Here is a 14,330-nt window from a genome sequence, read left to right as displayed (position 1 = left end):
CGACATCGTTGTCATCATTCGCACATCACGTTCCTCGATTATGCGAATGCGATGTTCAGAGCGATGACCAAAACCAAGCACACTATCCCCAATGGGACGGTCCGGTGATACCACGGCTGTTCTGCTTCCGTGGTGTCCACCAATTGGGCTTTCGGCGTGACAGAACGGACAAAGCCCACTAATTCTTCATCCGGTTTCGGCTTTGTCACCATCGTCACAAGGATCGATACGACAATATCCGTCGCGAATGCAATCGACGCGGCAACGAATGCGACTCCCTGTCCAGGCAGGCTGACCACGGGAGCGGACCCCAACGACAATCCCCAGAAGATGACGGCGGCGAGAGTACCGGTCACTAGGCCTACCCAACCAGCGGTGGGTGTCATGCGTTTCCAGAACATGCCCAAAATGAAGGTGGCGAACAGCGGAGCGTTAAAGAAACCAAACAGCGTTTGTAGGTAATCCATGACATTGCCGAAGTTCATTGCTACCAATGCAGTCCCCACGGCGATCACTGCAGCAAGAATCGTCGCAATCCGCCCAAACTTCAGGTAGTACTCGTCGTCACGATCTTTAACCACGTATGTCTGCCAGATGTCGTAACTCATGACGGTATTAAATGCAGAAATGTTTGCCGCCATACCGGCCATAAACGCAGCCAAAAGACCAGCAATCGCGACACCTAAAAGACCATTAGGCAATAAATCACGCATCAAATAAAGGATGGCGTCATTGGGTTCCGCTGTCTCATCTTTAATAGGCGTAACAAGAACAGAGGCGACCATACCGGGGATAACAACAACGAAGGGGATCAGCATCTTCGGAAATGCACCGATAATCGGCGTTTTCCGTGCAGAGCTCAATGATTCCGAGGCCATCGCGCGCTGAACCTCAACGAAGTTTGTTGTCCAATAACCAAAGGACAACACGAAACCAAGACCAAACGCAATACCAATTGCGGAAATTATCGGGTTATCAAACCCCGAAATGTCCTGTCCTGGCCACGTATGGAAATGAGATTCAGCGTTCAGGGAACCTTTCAATCCTCCCCAACCGCCAACACGATGGAGACCAATCAATGTCAGAGGAAGGAGCGCCGCAACAATGACGAAGAATTGGAGGACCTCATTATAAATTGCGGCGGAGAGACCGCCCAAGGTGATATACGACAGGACGATGACCGCCGCAACCAGCAAGGTAACCCACAGAGGCCATCCCAAAAGCGAATTGACCACTTTTGCCAAAAGCAGCAGGTTAACACCGGCAATGAGAAGCTGAGCCAGGGCAAACGATATGGCGTTGACCAAGTGTGCCGTCGGCCCGAACCGTTTGAGCATGAATTCGGGGACCGAACGAACTTTGGAGCCGTAATAAAAAGGCATCATAACGATGCCTAAGAAAACCATGGCAGGAACAGCGCCAATCCAGAAATACTGCATTGTTTGCATGCCGTACTGGACGCCGTTGGCAGAGTGGCCAATGATTTCAACTGCACCAAGGTTGGCGGAAATAAAAGCCAAACCTGTCACCCAGGACGGCAGCCCTCGGCCAGAGAGGAAGAAATCGATCGAGCTCGATACTCTCGCCCGGGCTGCCCACCCGATTCCCAAAACAAAAACAAAGTAGAGCGCTACCAGCGAGTAATCCACCCAACTGGCATCAAGGCGGAGCACAGATTCCGCCGCGACCATAGTCTCCATGCGCGTGTCCTATTCTTTCTGAATTATCGATATGTATTTTTCACGCCTGTTATCTGGTTAATGGCTCCGCGTACCCGATACGCCACTTCACGACGAGTGAATCGCCCGGCGCGATCTCCGCCACATCCGTCCCGCTGTTGAAGGCATCGGGAGGCACCGTCATAGGTTCGACGGCCAACGCGCGGCCTCGGCCGGGATAGGGATAGCCCCACGATGGATCCGCGGTAAAAACCTGGAACCACTTGATCTGTGGAGAGACCCACATTTCCACCCCGCAGCCGTCGCCATTGACTAGTCTCGCTGCACGAACATCAGGAGCGACGTCATTAGATGGGGGTTCAGCACTCGCCTTATCTGGGGATGCGCTGTCCGATAAAGCCTCTCGCCCGAAACAGTCGTCGAGAAGCTGATCACGAAGCTCAATCCGGTGGATCGGAGACCCTGCGGTGGCGTCGATAACGTCGCCCGAGGGAAGTTTCCTGTCCGGATCCAGGGGAAGTTGACTGCGAACGAACATGTCGAGCGTGCACTCATCGATCGGGGCTCCGAGAGCACTGAGATAGCTATGGAACCCGTATGCCACCGGCGCAGCACCAGCCCCGGGAGCGTCGGCACGATGCGTGATCTCGCAAGTACACGTCAGCCCTTGATCAGAGAGTTCATAGGTCGACGTCACCTGAAGCGTCCACGGCCATCCTTGCTGGGGCTCGATGGTGGTTGCCAGTGTGACCGCAGCGGAGTCATCAGATTGTGCAACCACGTCCCACGCGGCATCGCTCACGAAACCGTGAATGGCGTTGTTCCGGTCCGGCTCGGTGATCGATAGTTGGTGCGACTGACCGTGAAAGTGGAAACGCCCGTCCCGGATTCGGTTGGGCCAAGGAGCTAGCACGACGTTCGCAGACAAGGGCGGGTACTCACCGTCGCGATACCCCTCCATTAGGGGCAGAACCCGGTATGTGAAGGAACGTACCCCTCCCCCATACGTAGCGATTTCCGCAGCGTAGGGTCCGTGTGAGAGATGCACCACAGGATGGTTATTGACCTGCGACTCTTCCTCGCTCATGGCAGCTCCTTAGGGCTCATGTTGGATGCCCGATGTCTGACGTTAGCAAACCGTGAACCGGGCGGAAATACCCGATTCGGTTGTGAGGCGTCTTCTAGAACCATGCGTTAATAACGCGCGCCACGCCATCCTCATCGTTACTGGTAGTTACCACTTTTGCCACCTCTCGAAGCAGCGGATGTGCATTACCCATCGCTACCCCCATTCGCGCCCATTCCAGCATCTCTGTGTCATTCGGCATGTCACCGAAGGCAACGGTTTCGCCCGCGTCGACACCAAGAAGATCCGCGACCTCGGCCAAACCACCAGCTTTAGTCACACCGGGTGCTGCGATTTCCAGCAAGCCACCCGAAAATGAATAGGTCACATGCCCTTTATCAACGGGAATCATCGGCGCGACAAGCTGATAGAGCTCTTCACTGGTGACTTCGGGCGAACGAAGCAGTAGTTTGACGGCGGGCTCGGTCACGAGCTCCTCGAGACTCACCAGCGAAAATCCCTGGCTTTCCCATACGTGATCGAAGTTAGGCTCAATGAGGAATTGGTCCTTCTCGGAATAGAGATCAGTTCCGACGCGCTCCACCCCAAATCCGACGTGAATCCCTCGCGGATCCGACGCGAGGCCGTCGACCACCCGTTGCACCATGTCAGCGACGTGTTCCGGGGGAATCTCATGTGCATTGAGAACCTCTCCCCTGGCGGAATCGAAAATCACGGATCCGTTCGTGCACACGCAGAGGGGGCGAGCAGGCAGCTGGCTGATGACAGGGAGCGTCCACCTGGCGGGCCGTCCCGTGGCCAAGACAAGCGACGTTCCAGCTCGCACCATACGGTGAATTGCCGACGTCAGCCGCGGAGTGACGCGTTCGGCACTCGTGACAAAGGTTCCGTCGATGTCAGAGGCGACGAGCAAGGGCGCAGGGACACACCGGGCAAGGTCCACGGCGTCGGGAAGTCCGGCACTGGAGTTCCCCGTGTCTTGTGGCCGGCTGGCGTCGATATCCACGGTGGGGTTTATTTCTCTGCAGCTGGGCTCGATGGATCTGCTTGGTCCGCAGCATCCGCGTCTTGAACATCAGCGTCCTGGTCCTCAAAACGTTTCAGAACATATTTGAGAACCTCGGCGACTCCGTCGTCCTCCACGGAGGATGTCACCCAAGAAGCATCGCGAATAAGATCGCGATCGGCGTTCCCCATGGTGATGCCTGCACCAACATAGGAGAGTAATTCGGTGTCATTGGGCATATCGCCGAAAGCGATAACGTGGGACGGGTCTATGCCTTTATTGTGGAAATACCATTCGGCACCGGTCGATTTATTCACACCAATAGGGCCTAATTCTATAGATCCATACGGGGTGGAATAGGTGAGTGCACTTCTCTCCCGGACGCTTTCATCCAGCGCATCAGCGATATCTTCACTCGGCATATCCGCTTTAACAACAACTTTGACCGCAGTGTTATCAACGGTGCGCACAATTATCTCAGCTTCGGGAATATCTTCCTCAATTTGATGCGTGAGGATATCCGCTCCGCCTTCAAAAAAGCCTTCCACGTGGAGTACGCGTTTATCCTTAGTGTCATAAACCACGGCACCATTAGCGCAGATCGCAACGGGAGAGATCGGGAGTTGATCAACTACAGGCTCAACTTCTTCAATGGCCCGCCCGGTAGCCAAGAGAACCTCGACACCATGGGCGTTGAGCTGCTCGAATGCGTCACGCGTCGCGTCGCTAATTGTATTCTCGTGAAGGATCGTCCCATCTATATCGGAACAGACAGCAGCCACGTCCGAAGGTAATTTCGATTTAATGCGGGCAGGAATTTTGTCACGAATCTGTTTCGTTTGCCCGATAAGTGACGTTAATGTCTTATCTAACGACATCCATTCGACATCACGGGTCGCGTCTGTCATGGATGCAGTGGCGGACTGCACCGATTGAAGCAATTCGCGCGAGGAACGGTAGAAAGAATCTCGTGCTTCAATAATCTTCGAGGCTCCCTCGTGATTATTCTTGGAGGTCTCCTCATAAAGAGAATCGAAACTCGTCTGCAAAGACTCGACGATCTTTTCAGCGCCATCGCCGCGCTTATTTTTAGCCTTATTCTTGGCCGCTTTCTCAGCCTGCTCAGCTTCTTTTTCGGCGGTCTTCGCTTCCTTTATTTCCTCTTTGCGCTTATTCTTTTCGAGCTTATCCGCGCGTTTACGCAGCTTCGTTTCCTCATCAGCTTGCCACGGCATTTTCTCATTCAAGGCCGCTGCGGACTCAGTCACTGAGTCACGCGCGCTCACTGAGGCAGACTTCACCGCGTCGGAACTCTTCGCCCACGCGTCGGAGCTCATGCTCACACTCTTGTTGACGATATCGCGGGTTGTCGTCGTCACGACATGCGTCAAATTATTCAAATCGTCCCGCAGTTTGCGGATGCGATGCCGCTCCTCAGCGACGGCGTTGTCCTCCCGCTGGGCAACTTCAAACGGTGGGGCAGCTCCGCCGTACCGGGCAGGAATCCAGTATTCGTCGCCCTTAATTGGGCCGTTATCCTGCAGGTACATCTCCCACAGCCTGTCCAAGTCGTTGACCATGACATCACGGAGGTGATCTGTCTCTGTCGCCGCGTCGCCGTCAGGGTGGATAGGCGAGAGAACATTAATATAAATCGGGGTTCGTGTGCGCCCCAACCGCTTCGGATGCCCCTTCGTCCAGACACGCTGAGAACCAACAATGGTGACGGGGATCAAAGGCACCCCCGCTTCCTGAGCCATCCGCACAGCGCCTTTGCGGAAGTCTTTGATCTCGAAGCTGCGCGAAATGGTCGATTCTGGGAACACACCGACCAAACGGCCCGATCGGAGATAATCCACAGCCTGGCGGTATGACTCGCTCCCGTCGATCCGGTCTACGGGAATGTGTTTCATTCCACGCATGATCGGCCCCGCAATGGGGTGATCGAATACTTCGGATTTGGCCATGTAACGCACATATCGGCGGCAGCTTCGGAAGGGAATTCCCGCGTAGGCAAAGTCAAGATAACCGGTGTGGTTCATCACCACAACGGCACCTCCTTTGGCCGGTACATTCTCGGTTCCTGTCACTCGAAAACGGAGGCCTTCCAGAGCGAATAGGGTCCGAGCGAGGCCAATAATGCCGAAGTAAAACGGATCTGCCATAGGCCTCATCTTAACGGTGAGCTTATGGACACAGGAATTCACCAGCTTTTTTATGTTCACCACACGACAAATGCGTCATCTGTGGGCACTGCAGAGAAGCTTACTTAGCGCCGAAACCCATCGAACAGCCCCGATTCCTACCCCCATAATGGGTTAATTTTGAGATTAATTTACCGCCCAATTCCGGTCATTAACGGGCATAACTAACGAAAATAATGCGCCAAACGGACATAAATAAACCTTTATCAGCCATAGCTCCAGCACCCGACGAGACTGCTGGTAGTTCACACAGCAAAACTACTACCTACGCGACCGTAGGTAAAAGCTCACGCAGGTCCGCACCAGATGATAGCGTCGACACCGTAAATAATGTGACCTTCACATCTCATGGAGTGAGTACGAGAGCTACGTAACACAACGACGGTGAAAACCCCTCCTAATCCAGACCCCTGGCACCCACAAGGAGGACGAATCACCTCTACACAGTGCTACTTTCCAGCTCTTTCACACGTGCTCAGCTTGAAGGAGGAACCTAGCAATTATGGCGATCTCAGCCACTAGCACTTCACTGAATAAAGAACAGCGCGAACAAGCGTGGGAAGATTTCGGTAAAGAGCACTACGACATGGTCATCATCGGCGGAGGATCCGTCGGGGCCGGTACTGCACTAGACGCTGCAACTCGTGGTTTGAAAGTTGCCGTCCTGGAAACCCGTGACTTCGCTGGAGGTACCTCCTCACGCTCGTCCAAGATGTTCCACGGCGGACTTCGTTACCTCGCCATGCTGGACTTCCGGCTTGTTGCCGAGGGGCTTCGCGAGCGCGAGCTCAGCATGTCCGGCCTGGCCCCACACCTGGTCAAGCCGCTGAAATTCATCTTCCCGCTGGAGCACCGCATCTGGCAGCGTCCGTTCATGGCGTCGGGCTTCATGTTGTACGACCTCATGGGTGGCGCGAAATCCGTGCCAATGCAGAAGCACTACACCCGCAAGGGCATGCTCAAGCTCTCCCCCGGGTTGAAAGAAGACGCGCTCGTCGGCGGTGTTCGTTACTTCGACACCCTCGTTGACGACGCCCGCCACACCATGACCGTCCTGCGCACCGCGGCAGAGTTCGGCGCAACGATCCGCCCCTCCACCCAGGTCGTCGATTTCGAGAAGGACGGGGACCGAATCACCGGCGCGAGGATCGTCGACACTGATTCTGGCCGCACAACCACCATTCACGGATCGGTATTCGTCAACGCCACCGGCATCTGGAATGACGAGATCGAAAAACTCGCCGGTGTCGAGGGCAAATTCCACGTTCACACCTCCAAGGGTGTTCACATCGTCGTCCCGAAATCGGTCTTGCCTGGCGACGTTGCCCTCACGTTCGTCACGGAAAAGTCCGTTCTCTTCGTAATCCCGTGGGGTGAGTACTGGATCATCGGTACCACCGACACCGACTGGACCATGAACCTAGCCAACCCTGCACCAACGCGGGCCGATATTGACTACATCCTGGAGCACATTAACGCCAAGGTGAAGCGCCAGATCACGTACGACGACATCGTCGGCGTGTACGCGGGACTCCGCCCCCTGGTTGCCGGTTCCTCGGACTCGACGACGAACCTGTCGCGTAACCACGCCGTCGCGCGCGTCACCCCTGGCCTCGTGTCTGTGGCTGGCGGTAAGTACACGACCTACCGCGTGATCGGTGCAGATACGGTCGACGCTGCCAAGGAAGACATTCCGTTCGATGTTCCGGATTCGGTCACGACGGATGTTCCTCTTCTCGGTGCCGACGGCTACCACGCACTGGCCAACCAGATTCCGCAGCTGGCCAAGCGGCTGGGGATCTCCGAAAAGACCGTGGATCACCTGCTCAACCGCTACGGTTCGCTCATCTACGAAGTCCTGGCACCTGCCGACAAGGACAAGTCCCTGCTTGAGCCGATCCCGGGCGCACCGGCCTACTTGATGGCTGAAGCACTGTATGCAGCTACCCACGAGGGTGCGGCTCACTTGGAGGACATCCTTCACCGCCGTATGCGCCTCGCGATGGAATATGACCACCGTGGCGTCGAATGTGCGGAAGCCGTCTCCAAGCTGGTTGCGGACACGATGGGCTGGGATGAAAAGGCGCGTAAGGAAGAGATCAAGGTCTTCACGGATCGTGTCGAGGCTCAGAAGAAGGCTGAAAAAGAGCTAACCGACGAGTCCGCTAACAAGATCGAGGCGAGCGTCGAAGATACTCGCCCGGACGTCGATACTTCTCAGGACAGGTGAGATGGAAACGCTAACAGGCCCCCAAGCCATGGGGTGGGAATTCTTCGGCACGATGATGCTGATGCTGTTTGGTAACGGTGTGTGTGCCGCGGTCAATCTCCGGACGTCCACGGCCCGCAACACCAACTGGCTGACCATTGCTTTTGGCTGGGGTCTCGCAGTGTTTATCGGCGCGAGTATCGCCGACAAAACCGGTGGCCACCTGAACCCGGCCGTCACCTTATCCCTTGCTATCGACGACAAACTCGAGTGGTCACTCGTCCCCTGGTACTTCGGTGGACAGATGCTCGGTGCAATGGCTGGTGCGTTCCTAGCGTGGGCAGCATTCAAGCAATTGTTTGACGCCAACAACCTGGACGAGAACGGAAATAACGTCAAGGGAAATGCCACCACCCAGGGCATTTTCTTCACCGTCCCCGCTCATCCCAATAACTTTTGGAATGCATTAACAGAGTTCATCGCCACGTACTCATTGTTGGTCTTCATCCTCCTCGGGCCTTCCGGTGGAGACTTGGGACCGCTCAAGTACTTCGGCGTTGCATTCATCATCGTCGCTATCGGTTTGTCCCTCGGTACACCCACCGGGTACGCGATTAACCCCGTGCGTGACCTTGGCCCGCGCCTGATGTACGCCTTCGTACTACCCATTAAGGACAAAGGTGCAGCACAGTGGGGATACGCTTGGGTGCCGATCGTCGGACCGATGCTTGGTGCTGTTGCCGCCGGCCTCACCGCCGTCGCCCTCGGATAAATCATGAATACAGTGCGCTCCGCCCGACCCATCAGTGTCGCCCGGGGCGCGCTTGTATATACGCGAAGGAACAGCACAACCCTCCACGACCCCACGAACTCGACTCACACATAAGACAACGCAGTAACTATCCAACACACTTTTGGACCACACACTTTTGGAGATCCCATGCCAGAGAAATATGTAGCAGCCATCGACCAGGGAACCACCTCCACACGGTGCATTCTCTTCCGCCACGATGGATCCATTGCCACCGTCGCCCAGTTCGAGCACAAGCAGATCTTCCCCAAGAAGGGCTGGGTTGAGCACGACGCCAACGAGATTTGGAACAACACCCGACGCGCAGTCGGTGAAGCCATGGCGGAACTGGACATTTCCGTCAACGACGTCGTTTCTGTCGGCATCACCAACCAGCGTGAAACGACGGTGGTCTGGGATAAGAACACCGGCGAGCCCATCTACAACGCGATCGTGTGGCAGGACACCCGCACTAACGACATCGCACAGCGCCTTGCTGGCGACGAAGGACCGGACCGTTGGCGCAAGACGACGGGTGTTCGCCTGAACTCGTACCCCGCCGGCCCCAAGATCATGTGGATTTTGGAAAACGTGGAGGGTGCCCGCGAGAAGGCAGAGAAAGGTGACCTCCTCTTCGGAACGATCGACACCTGGCTGTTGTGGAACCTCACCGGTGGTGTCGACGGCGACAACGGCAACCCCGCCTTGCACGTCACCGACGTGACCAACGCTTCCCGTACATCACTCATGGACCTCAAGACGCTGAAGTGGGATGAGGACCTGTGCAAGGCGATGGACATCCCGCAGTCCATGCTTCCGGAAATTCGCCCGTCGATCGGCGATTTCCGGACGGTCCGTGCCCGCGGTTCGCTGGCTGGCGTCCCGATCCGTGGCGTGCTCGGTGACCAGCAGGCCGCCATGTTCGGCCAGTGCTGCTTCGGCAACGGCGACGCGAAGAACACCTACGGAACCGGCTTGTTCATGCTGCTCAACACCGGCGCAAAGCCAAAGTGGAGCGACAACGGTTTGATCACCACGGTGTGCTACCAGATCGAGAACCAAAAGCCGGTCTACGCACTCGAAGGATCGGTCGCCATGGGTGGCTCCTTGGTGCAGTGGCTTCGCGACAACCTCCAGCTGATTCCTAACGCACCCTCGGTTGAAAACATGGCCAAGTCCGTGGAGGACAACGGTGGCGTCTACTTCGTCCCCGCCTTCTCTGGCCTGTTCGCCCCGCGGTGGCGTCCCGATGCTCGCGGTGCGATCGTCGGACTGACGCGTTTTGCTAACCGCAACCACCTGGCCCGTGCGGTTCTCGAAGCAACCGCGTATCAGACCCGCGAGGTGCTTGACGCCATGGTCACGGACTCGGGCGTCGACATTAATGCCCTAAAAGTTGACGGCGGCATGGTGATGAATGAATTCCTCATGCAATTCCAGTCCGACATCATCAACACTGAGGTTGTCCGTCCGAAGAACATCGAGACCACGGCGCTGGGTGCAGCGTACGCGGCCGGTCTGTCCGCTGGGTTCTGGGATTCGCTCAATGAGCTCAAGGAGCAGAGCACTGTGGACAAGGTGTGGAAACCAAAGATGGGCGAAGACGAGCGCAAGCAGCTCTACAGCGATTGGAACCGCGCCGTCGAACGCACGTACAACTGGGAGGAGAGCACCAACGAGCCCAGCTAAGTAGCGGGCCATTGAGACGGGCTCGTTAACCTCGGGCTCAATGATCGTGGCGGATCCGGGAGTGCGTTCCGCCAACTGGTCACCAGTGAGCGGGCGGCCAGTTCCTTCCCGGAAACGTCGCACCGCCCGGAACCCATTTTGCACTGGGTTCGAGTTGATCGCCGGAATCTATTAGCTCTTAGCGCTTGAAATAATCCGACATTACCCAAGGTTATTTTCTAACACCCTCGACAGAGTTATTCCACAATTTCACTCGATCTCATTTTTCGTTCGCGTCGAAACATTGCAGCGCGGCCACTTTTCTTTGACCACTGTTGCATATATCTCTATGCGACAACATTCGCCAAAATCTGACTTTAGAGCGTCTGAATTCAGAGATGCGGAAAATTATTTTTGGGGTGCAACAAAATCCTTGACGTTAAGCGTCATTCCGGTGTGTTATTTCTTACTCTCTCATCACGCCCTATCACTCACGCATCGTTGAGCTAATTTTTACATTCGCAGCAAAGCCACCCCCGACCCCTCCACACATGAGGACACCCTCAATCACGCTTCGGTTTGACCATAAAATAGCGCTTTTACCTGGGTAAACGCGGTACCACATGACTCCCGTAGGTCACTTGTGTCCGGTCCAGAGCACTTCACTTCTCACACCACACATCGATAAGGATGCCGTATATCTCAGTTCGTTACATACCAACCCCACACGGGGGTGGGGCCGCTCATTTTTTCTTCGTCAAACTTCTGAAGTGCATTAGTATTTTCTTTAGCGATATCTACCGATTGAATCAATACCCAGGTTGGGAGCATCGGCCAGAGGAATAAAACAGCGAGGCCTTCGTCGAGAAGAAATCTCGATATATCAACTTCCAAGCCTCTATTTTTATTCCACTCTAAGAAGATCCCGACTGCGGAGCATTGAAATGTCGGATAGATGAAGCGGTTAATTATCACACTAGCTGTCTACTAGAACCGTGAAGATTAACCGCGCCGACCATTGTTCATTTCTCCCCACACGAGGTTAAAAATGTCGTCCCTCAAGAAGGCCAGTGGCGCCGCTGTTCTCTCGCTTGCAGTGATCTTCGGTTCGGGCACCATTGCCGCCGCCGAAGCCAACCCCGACGGAGTCGTACGTACCTACAACACCTACCCTGGCCGCATCACTGGCATGGTCGCCCCCGATGCTCAGGTCACTGATGGCACATTCACGTCGACCGATGGCAAAGGTACCGAGATCTACTGGAAGAAGAACATTATTCCCAACGCTAAGGGAAGCATTGCTCTTATCCACGGTCTGGCAGAGAACCAACAGCGCTACGACTACATCACGTACCGCCTGAACTTGGCCGGCTACAACGTCTACCGCCTTGACCACCGCGGTCACGGCCGTTCCGCTGAACCGTACAACAACGTTCACAAGGGACTGATCGATAACTTCAACTACGTTATCGACGACATGAAGCAGCTCGTCGACATGATTCACAACGAGCAGCAGGGCAAAGTGTTCATGATGGGCCACTCCATGGGCGCCATGGCCGCTCAGATGTACTCAGTGGTCTACCCCGACACCATCGACGCGACCGTGACCAACGGTGGTGGTATTCCGGTGAACAACTACGGCGAGAACACGCTGATGCCGGAGTACAAGCACGCCGACGGACAGTCCTACCCGTTCTTCGTCGGACCATACCTGCCTAACGACGGCAGGCGCCCGTTCGAACCGCTCGACGCCATGCTCGGCTACAACGTCCAGGGCGTTCTGGACCAGTTCGGCTTGAAGCTGCCACCGGACGCGGGCAAGCCGATCGAGTCCCCGGAGCCGCTCAAGACCGTCGACGTGCCTAACGCCTTCAAGCTGGGTGTCGTCTCAGATCCGGATGTTCGTGACCAGCTCTCTAACGATCCGCTCAACAGCAAGACGTTGAACGTGTCGACGCTGTACCAGATCGCATCTGCCTTGCTCTACACCGGTGCGCATGCGAAGAACTACACGAAGCCAACGCTCATCATGCACGGCGATACCGACGGATTGGTTCCCTACCCGCTCGATATCAACTGGTACAACGCAGTCGGATCCACCGACAAACACATGGTCCTGTGGAAGGGTTCCATGCATGAGACTATGAACGAGCCCTCTCGTGACGAAGTCATCGACCGCGCCATCGGGTTCATCGACGCACACTAAGGACTCGCGGGTTACGCACCTGCCATAAGTACTGACAGGTTGCGTTCTCCTAAACGAACGCAACCTGACTCTCTCACAAAGCTTTCCGTTATGCGGGCCGCTGTATTCGCCCCGTGCGGGAAGCTTTGTTGAATATTAGTTACACCCACCGCACTCTTTATCGCTACGTCGTTCTGACAGCCGGTGAAGAGCGCTAATCCCGCGTTACTTCACCGGTTTCAGTACGTCTTGGCCCACATACGGCTGCAAAGCCTCTGGGACCTTCACCGACCCGTCCGCCTGCTGGTTGTTCTCCAAAATGGCCACTAACCAGCGCGTCGTCGCCAAGGTGCCATTCAACGTCGCCGCAATCTGCGTCTTATTGTTCTCATCGCGGTAGCGGATCCCCAGTCGGCGGGCCTGGAACGTCGTGCAGTTACTGGTCGACGTTAATTCGCGGTACGTGTTCTGCGTCGGCACCCATGCTTCGGTATCGAACTTTCGCGCTGCCGAGGAACCCAAATCGCCACCGGCAACGTCGATAATCCGATAAGGAACCTCGACGGCAGCGAGCATCTCCCGCTCCATACTCAGGAGCTTCTGGTGTTCTGCGGCCGCGTCCTCCGGCTTGCAGTAGCTGAACATTTCGACCTTGTCGAACTGGTGCACGCGCAGAATTCCCCGCGTGTCCTTGCCATATGACCCAGCCTCACGCCGGAAGCACGAGGACCACCCTGCGTAGCGCTTAGGGCCAGCGGAAAGGTCAATAATCTCCTTGCTGTGGTAGCCCGCTAACGCAACCTCGGAGGTACCCACCAAGTACTGGTTGTCCTCCTGTAGGTAATAGATTTCGTCGGCGTGCTGCCCCAGGAAACCGGTGCCGGACATCGACTCCGGATTAACAATGACCGGGGTGATCATCAGTTCAAACCCGTGCTGCACGGCCTTCTGTGCCGCGAGCTGCAGCATCCCGAGCTGCAGCAGAGCACCCGCACCCTTGAGGAAGTAAAAGCGCGAGCCCGATACCTTCGCACCGCGCTCCATATCGATAATCCCCAGGGATTCGCCGAGCTCGAGGTGGTCTTTCGGCTCGAAGTCGAATTGTGGCGGGGTCCCCACTTTCTCGACAACGACGAAGTCTTCTTCCCCACCGGCAGGCGCACCTTCTACAATATTGGAGATCTGCATCTGTAGGTCATGAACCGAAGCTTCAGCAACCCGCTGGGCTTCCTCTTTTTCCTTGACGACGTTGGACAGTTCCGTTCCTTTTGCGCGCAGGTTCTCCTTTTCCTCCGGGGATGCGTCGCGCATCTTCTTGCCCATGGACTTTGTATAGGCCTTGTGTTCTGCGCGAGTGGCGTCGGCAGCGGAAATAGCCTCACGTCGGGCCTGGTCAGCCTGGAGGAGTTGATCGACGAGGCCCGGGTCTTCGCCACGGGTGCGCTGGGATTCACGGACACGGTCGGGGTCATCACGAAGCTGCTTCAGATCAATCACAGCAT

The 14,330-nt window shown here is 55.9% G+C and carries 9 protein-coding genes; 4 read left to right on the top strand and 5 right to left on the bottom strand.

The features are described 5' to 3' along the window. Positions 1-38: 38 nt before the first annotated feature. The 4 genes from CKROP_RS01105 to CKROP_RS11045 all read right to left on the bottom strand — a co-directional run bounded on the left by CKROP_RS01105 (position 39) and on the right by CKROP_RS11045 (position 5,937). Positions 39-1,691, bottom strand: a complete 1,653-nt coding sequence (locus CKROP_RS01105) for a sodium:solute symporter family protein (RefSeq protein ID WP_041628720.1) — start codon at positions 1,689-1,691, stop codon at positions 39-41. A gap of 58 nt (positions 1,692-1,749) precedes the next feature. Further along, entirely contained in the window at positions 1,750-2,766 is a 1,017-nt protein-coding gene (locus tag CKROP_RS01100; protein WP_012730901.1) for an aldose 1-epimerase family protein, read from the bottom strand. 94 nt (positions 2,767-2,860) lie between these two features. Beyond that, the gene (locus CKROP_RS01095; protein ID WP_012730900.1) at positions 2,861-3,772 is read right to left on the bottom strand and encodes a Cof-type HAD-IIB family hydrolase; all 912 of its coding nucleotides are present in this window, start codon (positions 3,770-3,772) and stop codon (positions 2,861-2,863) included. Positions 3,773-3,780: 8 nt separating this feature from the next. After that, positions 3,781-5,937: an HAD-IIB family hydrolase gene (locus tag CKROP_RS11045; protein ID WP_081429369.1), complete on the bottom strand. Its 2,157-nt coding sequence runs from the start codon at positions 5,935-5,937 to the stop codon at positions 3,781-3,783. Positions 5,938-6,478: 541 nt separating this feature from the next. Between CKROP_RS11045 and CKROP_RS01085 the strand changes: the two genes are divergently transcribed. The 4 genes from CKROP_RS01085 (at position 6,479) to CKROP_RS01065 (ending at position 12,849) form a co-directional block, all read left to right on the top strand. After that, complete coding sequence (locus CKROP_RS01085; protein WP_012730898.1) at positions 6,479-8,206, top strand: glycerol-3-phosphate dehydrogenase/oxidase; 1,728 nt, start codon at positions 6,479-6,481, stop codon at positions 8,204-8,206. A 1-nt stretch (position 8,207) separates the two neighbouring features. Next, positions 8,208-8,957 carry an MIP/aquaporin family protein gene (locus tag CKROP_RS01080; RefSeq protein ID WP_012730897.1) on the top strand — a complete coding sequence of 250 codons (750 nt, stop codon included), beginning with the start codon at positions 8,208-8,210 and terminating at the stop codon, positions 8,955-8,957. Between the two features lie 168 nt (positions 8,958-9,125). Continuing rightward, complete coding sequence (gene glpK / locus CKROP_RS01075) at positions 9,126-10,664, top strand: glycerol kinase GlpK (protein ID WP_012730896.1); 1,539 nt, start codon at positions 9,126-9,128, stop codon at positions 10,662-10,664. Between the two features lie 1,027 nt (positions 10,665-11,691). Next, a complete protein-coding gene (locus CKROP_RS01065) occupies positions 11,692-12,849 on the top strand; it encodes an alpha/beta fold hydrolase (protein ID WP_012730895.1) in 1,158 nt (385 codons plus the stop codon). 204 nt (positions 12,850-13,053) lie between these two features. On the opposite strand, the gene serS is transcribed toward CKROP_RS01065, so the two are convergent. Beyond that, entirely contained in the window at positions 13,054-14,325 is a 1,272-nt protein-coding gene (gene serS / locus CKROP_RS01060; RefSeq protein WP_012730894.1) for a serine--tRNA ligase, read from the bottom strand. Positions 14,326-14,330 lie beyond the last annotated feature (5 nt).

This window comes from Corynebacterium kroppenstedtii DSM 44385, from assembly GCF_000023145.1.
Lineage (GTDB): Bacteria > Actinomycetota > Actinomycetes > Mycobacteriales > Mycobacteriaceae > Corynebacterium > Corynebacterium kroppenstedtii.
The sequence above is the reverse complement of the archived record's forward strand: the minus strand, read 5'-3'. Positions and strand labels throughout refer to the sequence as shown.

Coding starts and splice junctions, on each gene's coding strand:
- CKROP_RS01080 (WP_012730897.1), top strand. CDS start 8,208: ATGGAAACGCTAACAGGCCCCCAAGCCATGGGGTGGGAATTCTTCGGC.
- CKROP_RS01105 (WP_041628720.1), bottom strand. CDS start 1,691: ATGGTCGCGGCGGAATCTGTGCTCCGCCTTGATGCCAGTTGGGTGGAT.
- CKROP_RS01065 (WP_012730895.1), top strand. CDS start 11,692: ATGTCGTCCCTCAAGAAGGCCAGTGGCGCCGCTGTTCTCTCGCTTGCA.
- glpK (WP_012730896.1), top strand. CDS start 9,126: ATGCCAGAGAAATATGTAGCAGCCATCGACCAGGGAACCACCTCCACA.
- CKROP_RS01100 (WP_012730901.1), bottom strand. CDS start 2,766: ATGAGCGAGGAAGAGTCGCAGGTCAATAACCATCCTGTGGTGCATCTC.
- CKROP_RS11045 (WP_081429369.1), bottom strand. CDS start 5,937: ATGGCAGATCCGTTTTACTTCGGCATTATTGGCCTCGCTCGGACCCTA.
- CKROP_RS01085 (WP_012730898.1), top strand. CDS start 6,479: ATGGCGATCTCAGCCACTAGCACTTCACTGAATAAAGAACAGCGCGAA.